The organism is Psychrobacillus sp. FSL H8-0484 (assembly GCF_038005325.1).
Taxonomy (GTDB): Bacteria; Bacillota; Bacilli; order Bacillales_A; family Planococcaceae; genus Psychrobacillus.
Genome location: NZ_JBBOSZ010000002.1, coordinates 130,388 through 146,740 on the forward strand (window position 1 = coordinate 130,388; position 16,353 = coordinate 146,740).

Below are 16,353 nucleotides of genomic sequence, written 5' to 3' on the forward strand. Positions count from 1 at the left end.
GTAGGAAAGCGAGTAGAGAGGTTTCTCTTCTCGCTTTTTTTACTAAAACAATAAGTTCTTATACTATTCATAAAGAAAAGGAAGTAATTAATAAGAAAGGAAGGGTATTTTGCTATACACGATAGAGATAATCCCGAATCACGAATTGTATCAAAGTGAAACAACGTTATCTGTGGAAACAGATTTTGAAAACTGGAAAAAGCGTGTACTTGAGGAAATTCAGTGTTTCTATATTAATAAAAATGAACTAGACATCATTAGAATTGTCCAATCTATCTATACAAATGTGAGCGAAGGTAAAGAAGGTTTGATTACTATAGAGCTACATGGGGCAACGTTCCATACCTTAGTTACCGGTAGACTATCTGCTCCACAATTTCAGAAATTAATTATTAGGCATACGCACGATATATTTCACCGTATTGAAAGTGAAAAGCTAAACGAACGTTCAATATTATTTCATTGGTTTGAGACTGAGAATTTTCAAAAAGATACTTTCCGCTATGTAATGGAGCGTTTCCGTTTACAAGACTATTCATTTTTAGAATTAGGTAGTTTCCAAGTACTTAGCAACCTACATTTATCGCCATTAATTGAGGATTTAATTAAAACTTTAATACGAGGTGAAAAAGTGGCTAATGAAAGTATTAAGGAAAAACGGTTGGAATTTGTAGAAAGAGATTTATTTAATTGTAAATGGGTTCTACCACAAGATCGTTTAGCTTTTATTAAATATAAAAATGAACTAAGTAACAGATACAAGTTAACCTTAGAAAAGGAACATAAGAAAATAGTGTAATTATTAGCTTTGATTTTAACTACTAAAAAGGTGTTATACAGTTCCGTGCTATTGACTTTTTGTATACTCTTGGCTAAGATATAAGGAGAAATTTAATACTTTCAAATAGAGGAAGCACCTCACTTGAATACCTGTCTGGTATTTTAGTGAGGTGTTTTTTTGTTTATTAAGGAGGGATTACAAACTTCTAAAATACTTTTCCTTTAATTTAGAAGTACCAATGCTTTTTTGTGCAAATATTTCCTATTTGCTACAATTAAGGTAAGAAAAGATTTGAAACGAAAAATCGTTTCTATATAGGAGGAAATATTTATGAAAACAAACAAACTATTCTTAGCAACATTAGCATCAGCAGTAGCGATTCCAGCTATGGTCGCACCAATGCAAACGGAAGCATTCGTATATAATCCATTCAAAGACGTATCCGCTCAAAACGTCTATTACGACATCATTCACAAAATGAGAGATCAAGAGATTATTAGTGGCTACGAAGATGGGACTTTCCATCCGAGTGAAACAATTTCACGTAAACATGCGGCGGTATTAATCACCCGAGCAGTGAAAAATTTACCGACAACGAACACGTTTAAGCAACCAAAAGATTTATCTACGTCAAACGCTTATTATGGCGATATTAAAAAGCTAATGGAAGCGGGCTTACTGGAACTTGATTCAAAAGGCAACATTAACCCTAACGCACCATTGACTCGTGGTGATATGGCGAAAATCCTTGCAACTGCTTATGAACTGGATACAAAAGGCTCACACGGCTTAAAAGATGTTTCGGGCAAATATAGTCCATATGTGGCAGCATTAGCTACTGCAAAAATCACAACAGGTTTTGAAGATGGCACGTTTAGAGAAAACGAATCTTTAACTCGCGCCCACTACGCTGTATTTATGTTCAGATCTATGAACTTAACTGAAGAAGGTGTAGTTAATGATATAGATCTTTTTACACTATATGAAAATTCTTATATTGGGAAATATGGATTTAACAAGGTCCCTCTCCCAAATCAATACAAGGGAAAAACTTTACGAGAAGTTCTAGACATTCAAACTGCAGAGTATGACAAACATAAGGCTATGATTCCTAGGGGAGGATATGGGGCAAAAGTAGGTATAGAAACTGCCGAAAGATTTAAAAATAATATCAAAAATTTTGAAGAGATTACAGGTACATCACCTCAGAAAATGTCGGAATATATAGATGAATCAGCTAAGACAGGAAAAACAGTTTATTTTGTAGGGGAAAATGGTAAAAAATATTTCTTTATTTTTGGATATAATGGCAATATAGCGCTTATGGGAGAAAATCATCTTAAATGATTAAATCGTCTAAAATATTTAAAGTATTTTTAATTTCTTTATTAATATTTTCTTCTCAAACATTTATAACAGCTGCAAATATAGTTTTAGCTGCCACCATTCCTCCAGGGACATATAAAATTACAGATGTAGCCTTGATAGATATAGGCTCCGAGCCACTTACTATAGCTCAAATCAGAGACTTAATGGATAAACAAGGCGCCTTCAGCCAACGCACAGGATGGTCAGCTTATATATTAGAATGCGACTATGCTTACGCTTACGATAAATACGGAAATAAAATATTTGATAATGGTGTCGAGAGAAATCCTTGGGTGGAAAAGGAAAATAAAAATTCTGGACATCAAGATAGAAATGATGTTTTTAGCGTTACTGGAATGGAAAATAGAATTAAAAATGCTCTCGAAGCTGCTTACCCAGGGCTTGGAGATTCTCTTTTGTCATATATGAAAAGTAATAATATTTTATTGGATATTGAGAGAACAGAGCATAGAAATGATTCTACATACCAAGGCGTTAATTATAAAGCAACAGACCCAAATGCAAATAGCGCTCACTGTGGTCCTCCTGTAAAAGGAGTTCCACATTATGCTTATTTTTATCAAAACGATGATGTTTATTTGGGAGCTACATTTACAGTTGGTGGGCCACCTATAGATCCAGGACCAGGTGGAGGAGGTAGTTGCTCTTATACAATTAACGAAGGTGGAACTGGTGGAACGGTTTCTCGAATTGTTACAACAGCATCTCCTAGTGGTTCTATATCATCAGACAGTGGAGAATTTGATGTTGTACAGGGTATTCCCTCTTCTGAATATTTGCAAGTTGATGCGCAAAGTCAAGAATATTTAGTCCATCAACAATTTATACAGAAAAAGGGAGAGGTGGAGTATAGCGTTCCTGTAACACAAGAGTTTACATTGGAGTGGGAAGAAGAAACCAAAACTATTGGACCTGACGGAAAAGAGCAAATTACAAAAACACCCAAATCCGAAACAGAGACAAAAGAAGCTACTGTTACGGTTAAACGACCATGGAGCTATTGGGAAATAGATACGTACACAGTACACCAATGGGATTCCGCAACATTTGACAACTATGCATTGCCTGGGCAGTCTGTAACAGTGCCTGCAAATACAAATGTATCGGCAAGTGGTTCACATGTATCATCAGTTGACCAGCATGTATTCCCATCAGATTGTAGTGAGATCACTCTTCCAGGTGAAACAATAACTGGCGGAGCAGATAAACCAGACGCTCCAGACATTGATGAATCAGCTGCAGAATCAGAAGCAGATAGCGCAATTGGGGATGCAAATGTAAAGAATGACCAAGCGAGTTTTAAAGGAAGTTCCATTATGAGTGATTCATTGACACCAGTAGATGGACCACAACCTAGTGAAGTTCCTCCACCTAGTATGGTATCTACACAGCAAGGTGGTCTATTGATTGACCCTCTAAAAACAAATTACTATCGCTCTCCTAGTAGTGGAAGTGTTGATTATGGAGAAGTAATTAATTTAAATGGTAGTGGTGGAACGAAAACCTTTCCTTTTTCAGTGAATGATGTAACTGTTCATACGCCAGTCGTGATTTACTCAAAAGCAAGTGATGATAAAGCGCATGACCAACGTACAGATGCTCCTAATCGTTCTACACCTGCTAATCCAAATACGGATCGACATGCTTTTATCTTAGACAGACCATTTACCGTTGATTTACCAACTGTTGGTCAACATCGTTCGATTCCAGGTTATGGGATGAAAGACTATGCAAAATATACTCGAAGTAAACAAGTTTTATTCCCTTTCGATGTATACACTAGCGACAAGTCCACATTCTTTCCTGCAAACACATGGATAAATGTACCGGTGAATCAAGAGCAAGTGCAATTCTTCTTACCTGTATGGGTTCCAGAAGGGGAATATACAACACTATTCCGTGCTTTTGCAATCAATGCACCAGTATCTAATTTTGGTTTACAAGAAGAAGCGAATACGACCATTCCTAATGGGGCATTCAATATTTCTCCTGCGGGCTCTCAATCAGCAGCTCATGTTGTAACGGATACGATAGAGGTCGATGTAGTTGGTAGATTATATGATTTTCGTGTTACAGATGTATTAGATTACAATTGGGAATCGGTATTCCGAACTACCAAAGGATTAATTGAACATACAGGTAACTATTATTGGACAGGAAAAAATAGCATTGATGGGCTTTTACGTGGAAATCAAGATCCTTTCGTACTTCCAATACGACAAGGAAGTCATCCCGAAGGATATAAAAACGTAGCAGTCAAAACAGGCTATCAATTCAAGTTTGATATGAAAACCAAAGGTGATATGCGTAATCAGAATGATGGTGTTCATATTACTCCAACCTTCTATTTCGTTGACAAAGATGGTAAAAACCGTCGTAAAGTGGATGTGTATTATCATAATGATGCCAACTATTTTGTGAAAATCGGTTCGCCCAAGGATAAAGAATATCGTATGGTGACACTAAATGAGCCATTACGAAATGTTCCAAAAGCACAGTTGAATAATACAGCTGATTATTACTATCGTCATGCAGATAATTATGGATACACAACAGAGAAGAATCAACAATTTATTAGCACATTCATTCGTAACTTTGAGCGAGATTATTCGAAAAAAGAACATGCGACAGGAACATATGGGGATCAAATTCTCCACTGGAAACTTCGCACGTTTATCGGACCATTAGCAAATACTGTACCAACTTCTGCAATGATTCCACAAGCAGATGCTATTTCTTCGGAGCAACAATGGTACGGAGAGTATAGTTTACCTGCAGAAGTCTATGTAGTTGATGAAGGAAAAGATATTGCTGGATACGGTCTAACCAATAGACTGAATAAGTCACACCCGATTTTCTTGCGTGATGGGTATTTAATTGTCAATTTCGATATTGAATCCATTCAAAATGGGGATTTATCGAAACCTCACTTGCAATATATTAATGCGGAATTAACGAATCAGTGGCAACGAGAAGGCTTTAAGTATAGCTTCACAGATCCATATGGCTATACATTCCCATTAATCGATGGCGATGTGATTTTCTATCACGGAGACCAATCAAGCTTAGACGATTTTTCTCCCGCGGTAACGCATTAAAATTTTAGAATAGAAGAGCCTCTTGCATACAGAATATCCATGCAAGGGGTTTTCTTTTATCTACATAGAAAGGAAATTATGAAAATGAATATTATTACGATAGATGTAACCGCACTTCCTTTACTATTTTTGCCGATTTTATTTATGTTGCTATCGATAATATCTTTTTACTTATACAGTAAAACCAGACGGGTGAAAGATGTAATTTATGGTGGTGTAATATTAGTCCTTATCATTCTTGCATTTACTCCTTATCAAGCGGCTACTGGAGAAAGACTATACTTTTGGAGTAATCCTTATCATATAGCAACGATTGTTGTCATGTTCGGAATTGGAGCCAGAATGATGTTTACCTCCACGAAAAGTATCATTGAGCACTGGCCGTTCGGTATACTACTAATTTTAATTAGCATCTCTATCTTATTTGGTGAAATTTTAGCAGGAACAGTTGTAGCGTTTTCTATTATTGGTTATGGGTTGTATTTACTGTACCAAACAAAGGAACGATACGAACATGAGCTTTTACAAGGAATTTTATTTGTAGGAACTGGTTTATTTATCTTGATTGGACAATGGCTGCCATTCAACGGAGGACGTTTTCTTTTTAGTAGTATGCTAGTGGTCTTAATGGGATATGAGATTATCCGATTCTTTGATCGTGTATTGATTATGACGAAAGCGGCTAGTATTAATTCTCTGACCGATGCATTAACTGGTTTATTTAATCGAGGTTTTCTGTATAAGAAGTCTGCTCAATTGCTCAAGAAACAAGCCATATCAGTAATATTTGCTGACATAGACAATTTCAAACAACTTAACGATACAAAAGGACATGATGCAGGAGATATTGTTTTAAAAGATGTTGCAAAAATACTCAAAGAAGTGATTGGTCGTAATGGATATGCATGTCGTTTCGGAGGAGAAGAGATGGTCGCAATTGTTTTAACAGGAGAAGCTCCTAAACTTGCAGAACGTTTTCGCCAACAAGTAGAAAAATTAGCAGGGGTTACGGTGAGTGTAGGGGTAGCAGATGGTTCAGATGATGCAGAACTGATCATTAAGGAAGCAGATAAACGCATGTATGTTGCTAAAAATAGTGGTAAAAACAGAGTGGTTACAGGGGAGGATAAATAATATGAAAGTAAGAGAACACCACTCCCATTTAAAAAGAACTGTATAGCCAAAAACTAAAGACATTGGTATAATCAAAGTACTTATTTTTGATTTTTTACTAGAGCTACCCACGCGGGAAGCTTGTCTTTTCAATGAATATACGAAACGCCTATAGGGTGAATAATGTACTTTTTTAAGTATCATTGCTCCCTCTGTAGGCGTTTTTTTTGTTGTCAAAAATAAGAAAACACTAAAGAAAGGAGAGACAGCGTATGCGGAAAAATGCAAGGCATATGGAAGTGTATTGGGCAGAAGAAATGGATGTAATACGAGCATGTATTAACGAAGGAAACGTGTTAGGATATCATATTCTCGAACAAATGGCTGAACGAGATATTTCAGTTGCAGATTTAGCGAGAGTAATCTTAACGGGGAACATTATGGAAGGATTCGATGTAGGGAAATATCCTAATTATCGCAATCCTCAAATGATACGTAATGTCGTAGGAACCGATGAAAAAGGACGTTTAATTAATGTAGGAGTGGCTATTTCAAATAATAAGGACTCCATAACAGTAGACGTACTTACAACGGTTTATGTACTTTCTAAGGGACAATATGAAGCAAGAGTATCGTAAAACAAAACTTTTTTAAGGAGAATGATGAAAATGCATTATATTACATCAAAAAACGGATTTTGGAGCAAAGAACAAGGATGGGTATTAGATATTTCACTGGCATCGGCATTTGTAGAAGAGCAAAAACAACACACACGGTTGCCATTGGGTGATTCAGTTAAGTGGTGTTTTCTCCCGTATAGAATGACGTATTTAGACATGAGAGAACAGCGCACCCAAATTGTGGTACAACAAGGGAATGAAGATATTGCTCAAACCTTATCAAAGGTCTTGAATTCTGAATTTCGTATGTATACACCAGCAGGACTAATGACCGTTTCTCGTTGTGATGATGTGGAATATCCAGGTGTGAAAGTAGAAATAGATGGGAATGGTGGAGCGGCGATTGAGTGGGATTCAACTAAACAATCCATTCGAGTGCATGTGTATCCTCCTGATAAGGAAGAGCCCCTATCCATTGATTTAGACTACTTTACACAAAGGGAGTTTCAGCTATGAGGAGATAATATCACAGGTCTATATAAAAAAGTTGTGAGGAGTTTATTCCATGTACCGTACAATCAAAAGTCATCATCGTAAAATCGTGATTCACGACATTCCAAGTGAAGTCAGAGACGGGAAAGAAACTATGAGTTTCCGAGCTGCTCTCATGACCGATTTATATGCTAGGGAAAATAAACATACATCGACAATTCATTATATATCTTATAAAGAAATTGAAAGTCGGTATAAAACGCTATCTATGGAGCAATTACTCCAAGCGAAGTAAACAATCAAGGAATCTACCCCCACGTTCAATAAGCGTGTGGAGCAGATTCCTTGTTTCATTTTAAAGGAGGAAATTTATTATGATAAAATCACGCAAAGCGAAAAACTCAAAAAGAGGATTATATCTACAGGATTCTGAGTTGAAACAAACTGCTTTTCAACCGGGTACGCCTATAAAATATGTAATTGATAATAAAAATAAACAGATGGTGATTTTACCTTCAGATACAAATAGTCTGAATACCGTTTCTAAACGAAAAACGAAAACAGGTATGAAGCCTGTAATTGATATTCGCAATCATGAAGCACTCAAAGTATTTAAAGATGCAGATTATTTACAAGTGGAGATCTTAGAAAATCAAATTCTCGTTTCTGGTTATGAAGAATCTTCTGTGCTGCAGAAGGCCTCAAAGAAATGGACAAGCTTATTTAGTAAAAAGTCGAATCTTGTTGATATTTCATCCATCTTAGATGTACGTAAAAAATGCGAAGTCCGAATGTCTATCGAGGATTTAGCTCAAGCAGTTGGAAGTAGTCCAATACTGGAACAACTCTCTATCTTTGATGTAATTGGAGAAGATAATAGTTTCACTTCTTCAACAGTTAAAACGATAGAAAGAGCATTGCAACATATAAAGATTCCGCTCCAAGTGATTAGTGTATTTAGTGGAGCAGGAATTATGGATATGGGGTTTGTAGAAGAGGGGTTTGACGTGGCATTTGCTCTTGAAAAAGACAAAGATGCTGTAGAGACATATAAAGAGAATCACTCGAACCATATTGAATTAGCAGATATCACAACTTTTGATAAATCAAAATTCGGTCAAGTTGGTTCACCTGTTATGATATCAGGTTCACCATGCCAAGGATTTTCTGAATCAAATAGGCATAATAAGTATCTCGATAACCCTAACAACCTATTGGTTAAACAATATATTGAATCTGTGAAGGCGAATCCTAATTGTGCGATTTTTGTATTAGAAAATGTACCCCAAATTTTAAGTTGTGGAAACGGCAGATTTAAAGAAGAGGTTTATGAAGCCTTAAACGACTTTGAGATTACATCTGGTACGTTGTCTGCTGCCGATTTCGGGGAAGCCCAGGATCGCGAGCGTGCTTTTTTTATCGGTTCTAAAATAGGGAAGATAGAATTACCTAAACCAACCCATAAAAAGTCTGAATACACTACTGTTCGTTCAGCATTTCAAGGACTCCACAATGGCATTCCTAATCAAATGGATTTTAGCAAACCAAAGTCAAGTACAGTAGAGCGAATGAAATTTGTACCTGAAGGTGGCAATTGGAAAAGCATACCGACTCACCTTCAGACGAAAAGTATGTTGAAGGGGGATACACATAGCTCTGTATATAAAAGACTTGCATGGGATAAACCATCCATAACAGTCGTTAATCCACGAAAAATCTTGTTAACACATCCTAGTGAAAATCGTATCTTATCTATCAGAGAATGTGCACGATTATTCGGTTTAAAAGACGACTTTGTATTTAAGTCTAATCTGGCATCGATGCAGCAACAGTGGCCAATATAACATTCGTATGAAAACAGATACATTTCAATTGCTCTAACACCTATCAAAAAAGTAATTAAACACAGAATCAAACAGTATCAATAGCAACAATACTGTTTTTCTATGTTCACTTTTATTAAGGTATCGTAACATGCTATATAATATAGATATTACTTATTTATAGTATAGTATGGAGGAGAATTACATGAAATGTCCGACCTGTGAGAAGTTGAAAGAAGTTCAGTTTATATCGAAAACATTTCGTACAGCAAATGATAAGAAGGTAACTGTTCATGGTATACCAGCGGAAGTTTGCGATTGTGACAACTACCTTTCAATAAAAAATATGTTATTAATAGAAAAGTTTCTAAAAACATACAATGAGGATAAAGAAATTGCTTATGTCTATCTTGACGATTTGTAAGTTTGAAATTGTGGTCCAAAATATCAAAACAGGATATGCTTCGACTACAGTAGAATCATAGGGACCTAAAAAGCTTTTTATTACACCTATGTCCAGGAGTAATGGTTCTAACCAGTCACTTAAATTGAAGTGAAGAATAAAACGCTAACTATGGAGCAGCAGCTCCTAGCGTAAGATATGAAGGAATCTGCCATCTTAATTAATTGGTAGGTTCCTTTCCTATTTAAAGACAGACACATTTTAATTGGTATAATAAAAATGGGATTTATGGAAATTTTCATAGCAAAATTAAAGGGAATGTTCTAGTTATCTAGAATTACTTTTTGAGAAGGAGTGATTTATATAAATAATCAAATAGATAAAGATCTTATTAATCTAAAACGTTTAGATCCTATGATTGAGTCTATTAACTCTAATTATAAGATAAACAAAAATAAAAATGGATTTGAAAAGATGTGGCTACCTTTGTTTATATTTTACCCATTAAAACAACTGATAGGTTTGTTTACTTTAGGGAAAAGTGGGATAAAGGCTTCCAAATCAATAATGGTATCTAGTGGAGTAACTAGTTTAGGCGCACTAATTGCTATTGCATTTAGTCAATTTCCAGGACTAGTGCAGTGGGAGAATAAACTTATAGAGATATCAGAAAATATAACATGGTTGCAATTGGGTTTATCTATATTAGGAGTGTGGTATTTGTTATGTATAATTCTTACGTTTTTGCAAATGCCAAATTGGAAGAATAAAGATTTATTCCATATAGATGCTTATAGAAGATTTAGACCGAATGAATATGATATTGTGGAACCTTTTCTTGGAGAAACATTTAAAATAGAAGCAATCCAACAGTATATACAGAGGAATTCAAAGGAAGATTCTATTAACGAAATAACAAAACTATCAGATGCCATGGTAAACAGACTTCAAGCATTGTTAGAAAAACGTGAGGAGTCACTGACTCAATATGGAAATACAATAACGTTTTTAAACGATATTGTAATTAAACTAGGTGAAAATATGTACCATATTGCAGAGGGTACTTTTAATCCCGAACATTTGTATATTTTAGATGCTCATTTTTGTGTTTATGAAGTTCAGTATGACAAATTCAATCTAGTTACTCAGCTTTACCCTAGAAAGACATTTCCTAGTAGTTTTGATTTGGGGGATCAGAGGTACCAAAACGAACCATATGTGAAATGTTATTTTGCTGAGGAACCAATCTTCAAAGATGAAGAGTCTATCACTTATCAAATTGTCTTACCGAAGATTGATAAACAGTGGATAATCTCTTATTATCCTAAACCAGATGATGAACTTACTATGCAACTATTATTGGGTAATGGTATACTTGACGCAGATGAAAGTCCAGAAACTTTAATAACTATTAACTTACTAGTCTTATTAGCTGCTCAATGTAGAATACTAAATGAACAAACAGTTTGAAGGAGGCGTTCCAATTGAATATCACAGATAAAAATAAAGCGGATATTGTAATCAGCTCTGGAGACAGTTCACTGAAAGCTTATATTGAAGTGAAAAGACAAGAGAGAGAAAAAGATATGGAAGATATGAAATCTGAAGTAGCCGAATATAAAGAAAAACTAAGAGAATTAGTTAGAGCATAAGGAGCCTAGAGCTCCTTTTTTTTATATTTCTCTAATTTTCTTTTTAAAATCATCGACCTCTTTGTAGATTTTTTTCATTTCCTTTTCTCTTTTTTTCTTGTTTCTTTCAATTACCTCGCGAACTGTAGGGAGTTTTTTCTCCTTTTTCATTATAATGCCTCCTGTTTAGTTACCTAATTAACCCAATTGTTTCTAAAGTTTTTAATTTTTAATCATGCATTAGAAGTTTTATTTAATATATGAATAATTAGGGTTTAAGGTAGGGCAAAAGAGTCTTACAAGTAAGACAAAAAGGAAAGCGGCGCTTATGGATAATTTAATGGCTAAGTAATAAATAAAGAACACAATGGGGTTTAGTAAGATAACTACAACAATGTTATTATTTACATAAGAAACAAGTAGTATATATCAATAAATACAATGCTACGATTTTAAATTACAGGAGGCGTTTAAATGAAAAAAAGACCAGAACGGTTAAAAGAAGCTTTAAATGTCAGTGAAATCACCCCCCAAAAATTACGCAGCAAACTAAAAAATCTTGACGAACAAACTATAATAGATTATTTGAAAAAATTTGCAAACAATACAGCAATAGAAGGAGAGCTGTCTGCCTTACTCCATAAAAACAGTAATAAAACAAATACTAAAATATTGATGGATCAATTGGAGCAACGTAAAGACATTTATACAATTGTTTACATTATATTTTCATCACTTCGTAATAAAACTGACAGGCTCAGCGACAACCGAATACAAGGTATTGTTAATGCAGCATTTTACGAGTTTAAATTAACAAATTCTTCTATAGAACGAGAACTAAATCGTCAACAAGTTGAAAAGCTCGTATTAGATAAAGAGTTTAAACAATTATGTTACAAGTATATTTATGATACTTTAGAGGAAAGAATCAGTACGGATGACACTCTAGAGGATTTTGGAAACATCGATGAATTAACTATTGAAGTTTTCGCAGCCATTATATACGAAATGTTATTTATACAAACGGATATCCATTTAATTAAAACTAATTCAATAGTTTAATGAAAGCAGTGTATGTAAACGACCATCCATGCGAAAGCACATCATTCACTTTCGCATGAGCGATCGAATCAATCCATCATCGCCAACCATCTGCTACTCCAAAAGCACCCAAGCTGGCTCTCCAATCCAAACAAAAATACTACTATAAAGGGGCATCACATGATTGTCATGCCCTTCCACCATTCTAATGTTTGGTTTTTAAGGTGCTTTTCATTTATCTAATATTGGCAATCATATAAAAAAAGCAATCAACTCATAACAGAGAAGATCGCTTGCTTTAGCATAGAAATGAATTGTCCTAGAATACCATTCTATTAGTTCGTTGTTTCATCTTTTTTTTATCGGATACAAATCGTTAAAATTTTATACAAAAGCAACTCCAAGATACTTACATACTCCTTTTACATGTTCAATCGCCACTTCTTTTTGAAATACAGGTTCTATCATCAATCGAGCTTCCCTGGGGTTGTTCATAAATCCATTTTCGCTCAAGATGGCTGGCATGTTAGTTTCTCGTAAAACATGAAAATTATGCTCTTTAATTCCACGCCACTTTTGGGCAGTTCCTTGTTTCAAAAATTCTGCAATACATTCTCCAAGTTTGCCAGATTTTTCGTTTAAATGGCCTGGATAAACAAAAATAGAATGACCTTCTACTTTTCCCCAAATATCGCTTACTGCATCGTAATGTATAGATAAGTACACATCAGCCTTCTTAGAATTTGCTAAATCTGTTCGCGCCTTTAACGATGTATCTGAATCCGTTGGAGCAACTAAAAGAGTTCGAAATCCAATTTCACGCAAATACCTGTCCATGAAAGAGACAACTGCTTTATTAAATTCATTTTCTGGTATATATTTACCTAATTCTGGAATAATAGGTGTTCGCTTTCCTCCTGTATTCATACCGTGCCCATCGTCTAAAGCGATTAAAAAGTCTGATGCTTTATTCATTATTCAATCCTCCGCTTCATTCACTACTTATTAATTTCTGTCAGATTAATTTACCTCCAAGTTATTAAAAGACTTTTTTTCGATACCATCTACTCGAACTTCAAGCGCATCTAAAGTAGAATTTATTGATTGCAAAACTGTTATGGTTTGTTCTTGTGATTCATTGCTACGCTCAAGGTGAGCCATTAATTGTTGTTCGCGAATTTTTGATTCTTTACGATACTCTTCATAAAGATTAATTAAATTATTTTCTCTCTTTATATTTTCAACTCGCATTTCCCGGATTACTACCGCTGCTAATACAATACAAAGAATTGCCCAAACCACTTGTGATGTTGCTATTTCTGTTGCAAATTCCATTTTGCACCCCCTTATTTTATTTAAAAAGATTAGAAATTCCTGATGGTAAACTAGTTGAAACAGATTTAAAATCAGCGTATAGGTCACCACTTACACTGATACATGTGTAATGTTTTATGTATTTTGTGACAATAATAAATGCTCGCTAAGTGTGCCTTATTTCGTTCAATATTCTCTTATTCCCCTTTAATAAGGTCGCATCGCGGTGGGAATACTGACGGGGTGTGGAAAGGAAATAGAATTAAAAACATCGGATGAATTGAAGAATTCGGAACAAACGCATGCTGAAAGTAAGGCTTTCAAAGACAAGCAAATAGCCGTGACAAAGGATGTTAGAGAAGTAAAACCACTTACGGTAGATGGAATTGAAAAACCTGATCTATCTGTCTATCAATATCGTTTTCCTGAATATAAAGACTTGAAACTCTATATGGTACAAATAATCAAAGATTGGAGTGAGTGATCGGAGTTCAAATCGAAAGTGGAAGAAGGGCATGCCGAATCAGAACTTGCATATATAGCACTTCATTATATTAACTACTTTGGAGAAGAGATTGACAAATTGGAGTTGACTGAAGATTTTAAAGAACTTCAAATTATTACATATAAAATAAATTACAACTTCACCTTTAACATACAAAATGAAGGCTTTGAGAAACAGCAAGAAACCTTTATTACGGAATTTACGACAAAGTTGAACGAAATATATTGTAAACGAGGGGAAATTTCCTTCGTTTTTTTTTGCCGTCACAAACTACTGATACCCCATAATAAAGGTGTTTAGTTTTTGGCAAAGTCCCTAAATAAGAATCCACGAATGTAACAATAGAGTCGTTTAAAAATCCAATCTTTATGCAATAATCGCACCCGTTTGTTGAAAGCTACATTGGGAAATGAAGCCCAACCTAATTGTTCTGGTTTTTAAAGAAACTTGAAATAGCAATTATAATTATCCCTATTATGATTGAAGGTACAGAAAAAGTAGAATAGACTTCTGGACCATCTGTCCAGCACGTTTTCGATTGCTCTTTTCTTGGGGAAAAATAGACGGCTCTTAAACGATAAATCGTTTGGCCACCGTCTCATTTTTTTGCTTGTGAATTTTGGGGAGCACTTGGCTCCCTGTAAAGTAAAAATGTATGAGAATGAATAAAATTTTTAAATAATGGTTGTCAAATGAATCGAAATTTCCCTTTACTAAGTGTTAGGTTAGCTAAATCTAAACAACTAATAACTTAGGAGGAATTATATTATGGCATGTTCAAGTGGTTATGTTAAAACAGGTGCAAGTACTCCAGATATTCACACTTGTGTGAGTGTTAGCGGTTCTAACGTTAATGTGTCGCTAGAAGGTGTAACAACAGAAAGGTGGCCGTTCGTAGGATACGTTAAATTCAAGTTGCAACGTGCGGGGGCTAACGAGGTTTGGTTAGACGTTTCAACTCAAAATGGTGGTTACTGGTCAGACTCTTCAACAACGAAAAAGAATTTTATATTTAACAACATTGGATACGCAGGGCAAGTTATGTTGGTTACTGCGGAATTTTATGCTAACAGTTCCTACACAGATAAACTTATCTCATCAGCTTCTCATATGTTCGTACGATAATCTTTATCGTTGTACTAACAAAAAAACAAGGGTCCCCCGATTATACGGGAGACCCTTGTTTTTCACTATTCAAAAGAAGATGAAAAAAAGAGTTTGTATCGACAGTGGATTACACCTTTGGTTGGGAAAATAATTTTCATTCCAAGATGATTGATGAATGGAAAAGTGGAAATGAACCATTTGTTGACAATCTAGCGGAAGAAGTGATTCAACAAATGGCGCACCAAAAGATTATTGCTGATGAAAAAGAAAGTTCAATTATGATAACACCAGAAAGAATCGACATTTTGATACAGATGGTAGAAGAAAATAAAGACAAATATGAGCATTATGAAATATATTTAGATATATTAAAACGTTGGAAAAAGGGGGATTTTTCAAAAGTTGACAATGATCATAATTCTATGATGAGTATTCAAGGGTCGAAAACTGGTGGTGTAGCGACAGGTATCGCTACAGAAGAACAAGAGATACACTATATATTCCAAGTTTTCTCTAAGGAGGTAGATGAAGTCTTTGGTTCGACAGAAAAACAGAATTAAATTTTTTGTACTCGATGGTAAATGGCGGTTGAGCTTCATGTAATATGACTATTACAGATAACAAAGAACGTCAACACTTACTGATAGATTTAATAAATCGGATGTTAATCATTTAGCATTGCTCGATTTTTTTTGATAAATATAAATAAAAGATTTTTAGGCTGCCTTTCAGCGAAGGTTGCCTTTTTTTTGATGATTGGTTGACTTTTGACAACTTAAAAGGCCTTTATAAATAACATAGCTTTTAAAAAGGAGTGTTCGTATGGCTGATTACACAGTTTTAATTAATTTGATAAGCAATGTTGGTTTTCCTATTGTTATAGCCATTTATTTACTTCATCAGTTCGAACGAAAATTGGATACATTGGTTGAAAATATCCAAATTCTTTCTCAAGCAATAGAAAAGCAAACCCAACAGAAAAAACAATAAAATTAACATTTTATTGTTTTTAAGTTAAAAATAGCTAATATACAAT

General features: G+C 34.8%; 20 protein-coding genes. 17 read left to right on the forward strand and 3 right to left on the reverse strand.

Annotation, left to right across the window (positions count from 1 at the left end; all coding sequences use genetic code 11):
• Positions 1–109 precede the first annotated feature (109 nt).
• The 11 genes from MHH81_RS21085 (at position 110) to MHH81_RS21135 (ending at position 11,371) form a co-directional block, all read left to right on the forward strand.
• Positions 110–799, forward strand: coding sequence for a hypothetical protein (locus tag MHH81_RS21085; RefSeq protein ID WP_340925647.1), 690 nt, complete (start codon positions 110–112; stop codon positions 797–799).
• A gap of 312 nt (positions 800–1,111) precedes the next feature.
• Positions 1,112–2,128 carry an S-layer homology domain-containing protein gene (locus MHH81_RS21090; protein WP_340925649.1) on the forward strand — a complete coding sequence of 339 codons (1,017 nt, stop codon included), beginning with the start codon at positions 1,112–1,114 and terminating at the stop codon, positions 2,126–2,128.
• Positions 2,125–5,268 (forward strand): DUF5704 domain-containing protein, encoded by a 3,144-nt coding sequence (locus MHH81_RS21095; protein ID WP_340925650.1) that lies wholly within the window; start codon positions 2,125–2,127, stop codon positions 5,266–5,268. Before MHH81_RS21090 ends, MHH81_RS21095 begins: the two co-directional genes overlap by 4 nt.
• An 84-nt stretch (positions 5,269–5,352) precedes the next feature.
• Complete coding sequence (locus MHH81_RS21100; protein WP_340925651.1) at positions 5,353–6,402, forward strand: GGDEF domain-containing protein; 1,050 nt, start codon at positions 5,353–5,355, stop codon at positions 6,400–6,402.
• A 251-nt stretch (positions 6,403–6,653) separates the two neighbouring features.
• Positions 6,654–7,019 carry a DUF4258 domain-containing protein gene (locus tag MHH81_RS21105; protein ID WP_340925652.1) on the forward strand — a complete coding sequence of 122 codons (366 nt, stop codon included), beginning with the start codon at positions 6,654–6,656 and terminating at the stop codon, positions 7,017–7,019.
• Positions 7,020–7,049: 30 nt separating this feature from the next.
• Positions 7,050–7,517: a hypothetical protein gene (locus MHH81_RS21110; RefSeq protein ID WP_340925655.1), complete on the forward strand. Its 468-nt coding sequence runs from the start codon at positions 7,050–7,052 to the stop codon at positions 7,515–7,517.
• Positions 7,518–7,566: 49 nt separating this feature from the next.
• Complete coding sequence (locus tag MHH81_RS21115) at positions 7,567–7,788, forward strand: hypothetical protein (protein ID WP_340925657.1); 222 nt, start codon at positions 7,567–7,569, stop codon at positions 7,786–7,788.
• Positions 7,789–7,867: 79 nt separating this feature from the next.
• Entirely contained in the window at positions 7,868–9,337 is a 1,470-nt protein-coding gene (locus MHH81_RS21120; RefSeq protein WP_340925660.1) for a DNA cytosine methyltransferase, read from the forward strand.
• Positions 9,338–9,521: 184 nt separating this feature from the next.
• Complete coding sequence (locus MHH81_RS21125) at positions 9,522–9,740, forward strand: hypothetical protein (protein ID WP_340925664.1); 219 nt, start codon at positions 9,522–9,524, stop codon at positions 9,738–9,740.
• 333 nt (positions 9,741–10,073) lie between these two features.
• On the forward strand, positions 10,074–11,189 hold the full coding sequence (locus MHH81_RS21130; RefSeq protein WP_340925667.1) for a hypothetical protein: 1,116 nt from the start codon (positions 10,074–10,076) through the stop codon (positions 11,187–11,189).
• Positions 11,190–11,203: 14 nt separating this feature from the next.
• Positions 11,204–11,371 carry a hypothetical protein gene (locus tag MHH81_RS21135; RefSeq protein WP_340925669.1) on the forward strand — a complete coding sequence of 56 codons (168 nt, stop codon included), beginning with the start codon at positions 11,204–11,206 and terminating at the stop codon, positions 11,369–11,371.
• A 21-nt stretch (positions 11,372–11,392) separates the two neighbouring features.
• Here the strand turns inward: MHH81_RS21135 and MHH81_RS21140 are convergent, their stop codons facing one another.
• Complete coding sequence (locus MHH81_RS21140) at positions 11,393–11,521, reverse strand: hypothetical protein (RefSeq protein WP_340925672.1); 129 nt, start codon at positions 11,519–11,521, stop codon at positions 11,393–11,395.
• A gap of 303 nt (positions 11,522–11,824) precedes the next feature.
• Here MHH81_RS21140 and MHH81_RS21145 point away from each other — a divergent pair, with 303 nt between their 5' ends.
• Complete coding sequence (locus MHH81_RS21145; RefSeq protein ID WP_340925673.1) at positions 11,825–12,412, forward strand: hypothetical protein; 588 nt, start codon at positions 11,825–11,827, stop codon at positions 12,410–12,412.
• A 363-nt stretch (positions 12,413–12,775) separates the two neighbouring features.
• Here MHH81_RS21145 and MHH81_RS21150 read toward each other — a convergent pair whose 3' ends face one another.
• Together MHH81_RS21150 and MHH81_RS21155 are read right to left on the reverse strand one after the other, a co-directional pair.
• Positions 12,776–13,366 (reverse strand): N-acetylmuramoyl-L-alanine amidase family protein, encoded by a 591-nt coding sequence (locus tag MHH81_RS21150; protein WP_340925674.1) that lies wholly within the window; start codon positions 13,364–13,366, stop codon positions 12,776–12,778.
• Between the two features lie 45 nt (positions 13,367–13,411).
• A complete protein-coding gene (locus tag MHH81_RS21155) occupies positions 13,412–13,726 on the reverse strand; it encodes a hypothetical protein (protein ID WP_340925675.1) in 315 nt (104 codons plus the stop codon).
• A 205-nt stretch (positions 13,727–13,931) separates the two neighbouring features.
• Here MHH81_RS21155 and MHH81_RS21160 point away from each other — a divergent pair, with 205 nt between their 5' ends.
• The 5 genes from MHH81_RS21160 to MHH81_RS21180 all read left to right on the forward strand — a co-directional run bounded on the left by MHH81_RS21160 (position 13,932) and on the right by MHH81_RS21180 (position 16,307).
• Complete coding sequence (locus MHH81_RS21160; RefSeq protein WP_340925676.1) at positions 13,932–14,189, forward strand: hypothetical protein; 258 nt, start codon at positions 13,932–13,934, stop codon at positions 14,187–14,189.
• An 18-nt stretch (positions 14,190–14,207) separates the two neighbouring features.
• A complete protein-coding gene (locus MHH81_RS21165; RefSeq protein WP_340925677.1) occupies positions 14,208–14,510 on the forward strand; it encodes a hypothetical protein in 303 nt (100 codons plus the stop codon).
• Positions 14,511–14,978: 468 nt separating this feature from the next.
• Positions 14,979–15,335, forward strand: a complete 357-nt coding sequence (locus MHH81_RS21170; RefSeq protein WP_340925678.1) for a hypothetical protein — start codon at positions 14,979–14,981, stop codon at positions 15,333–15,335.
• A 104-nt stretch (positions 15,336–15,439) separates the two neighbouring features.
• Positions 15,440–15,877: a DUF6241 domain-containing protein gene (locus tag MHH81_RS21175; protein ID WP_340925679.1), complete on the forward strand. Its 438-nt coding sequence runs from the start codon at positions 15,440–15,442 to the stop codon at positions 15,875–15,877.
• Between the two features lie 262 nt (positions 15,878–16,139).
• Positions 16,140–16,307 carry a YvrJ family protein gene (locus tag MHH81_RS21180; RefSeq protein ID WP_340925682.1) on the forward strand — a complete coding sequence of 56 codons (168 nt, stop codon included), beginning with the start codon at positions 16,140–16,142 and terminating at the stop codon, positions 16,305–16,307.
• The last annotated feature ends 46 nt before the right edge of the window (positions 16,308–16,353 follow it).

Excerpts from the sequence above, each read along its gene's own strand:
- MHH81_RS21180 (WP_340925682.1), top strand. The coding sequence starts at position 16,140 with ATGGCTGATTACACAGTTTTAATTAATTTGATAAGCAATGTTGGTTTT.
- MHH81_RS21155 (WP_340925675.1), bottom strand. The coding sequence starts at position 13,726 with ATGGAATTTGCAACAGAAATAGCAACATCACAAGTGGTTTGGGCAATT.
- MHH81_RS21100 (WP_340925651.1), top strand. The coding sequence starts at position 5,353 with ATGAATATTATTACGATAGATGTAACCGCACTTCCTTTACTATTTTTG.
- MHH81_RS21090 (WP_340925649.1), top strand. The coding sequence starts at position 1,112 with ATGAAAACAAACAAACTATTCTTAGCAACATTAGCATCAGCAGTAGCG.
- MHH81_RS21120 (WP_340925660.1), top strand. The coding sequence starts at position 7,868 with ATGATAAAATCACGCAAAGCGAAAAACTCAAAAAGAGGATTATATCTA.
- MHH81_RS21105 (WP_340925652.1), top strand. The coding sequence starts at position 6,654 with ATGCGGAAAAATGCAAGGCATATGGAAGTGTATTGGGCAGAAGAAATG.
- MHH81_RS21110 (WP_340925655.1), top strand. The coding sequence starts at position 7,050 with ATGCATTATATTACATCAAAAAACGGATTTTGGAGCAAAGAACAAGGA.
- MHH81_RS21170 (WP_340925678.1), top strand. The coding sequence starts at position 14,979 with ATGGCATGTTCAAGTGGTTATGTTAAAACAGGTGCAAGTACTCCAGAT.
- MHH81_RS21140 (WP_340925672.1), bottom strand. The coding sequence starts at position 11,521 with ATGAAAAAGGAGAAAAAACTCCCTACAGTTCGCGAGGTAATTGAAAGA.
- MHH81_RS21095 (WP_340925650.1), top strand. The coding sequence starts at position 2,125 with ATGATTAAATCGTCTAAAATATTTAAAGTATTTTTAATTTCTTTATTA.
- MHH81_RS21115 (WP_340925657.1), top strand. The coding sequence starts at position 7,567 with ATGTACCGTACAATCAAAAGTCATCATCGTAAAATCGTGATTCACGAC.
- MHH81_RS21125 (WP_340925664.1), top strand. The coding sequence starts at position 9,522 with ATGAAATGTCCGACCTGTGAGAAGTTGAAAGAAGTTCAGTTTATATCG.
- MHH81_RS21150 (WP_340925674.1), bottom strand. The coding sequence starts at position 13,366 with ATGAATAAAGCATCAGACTTTTTAATCGCTTTAGACGATGGGCACGGT.
- MHH81_RS21145 (WP_340925673.1), top strand. The coding sequence starts at position 11,825 with ATGAAAAAAAGACCAGAACGGTTAAAAGAAGCTTTAAATGTCAGTGAA.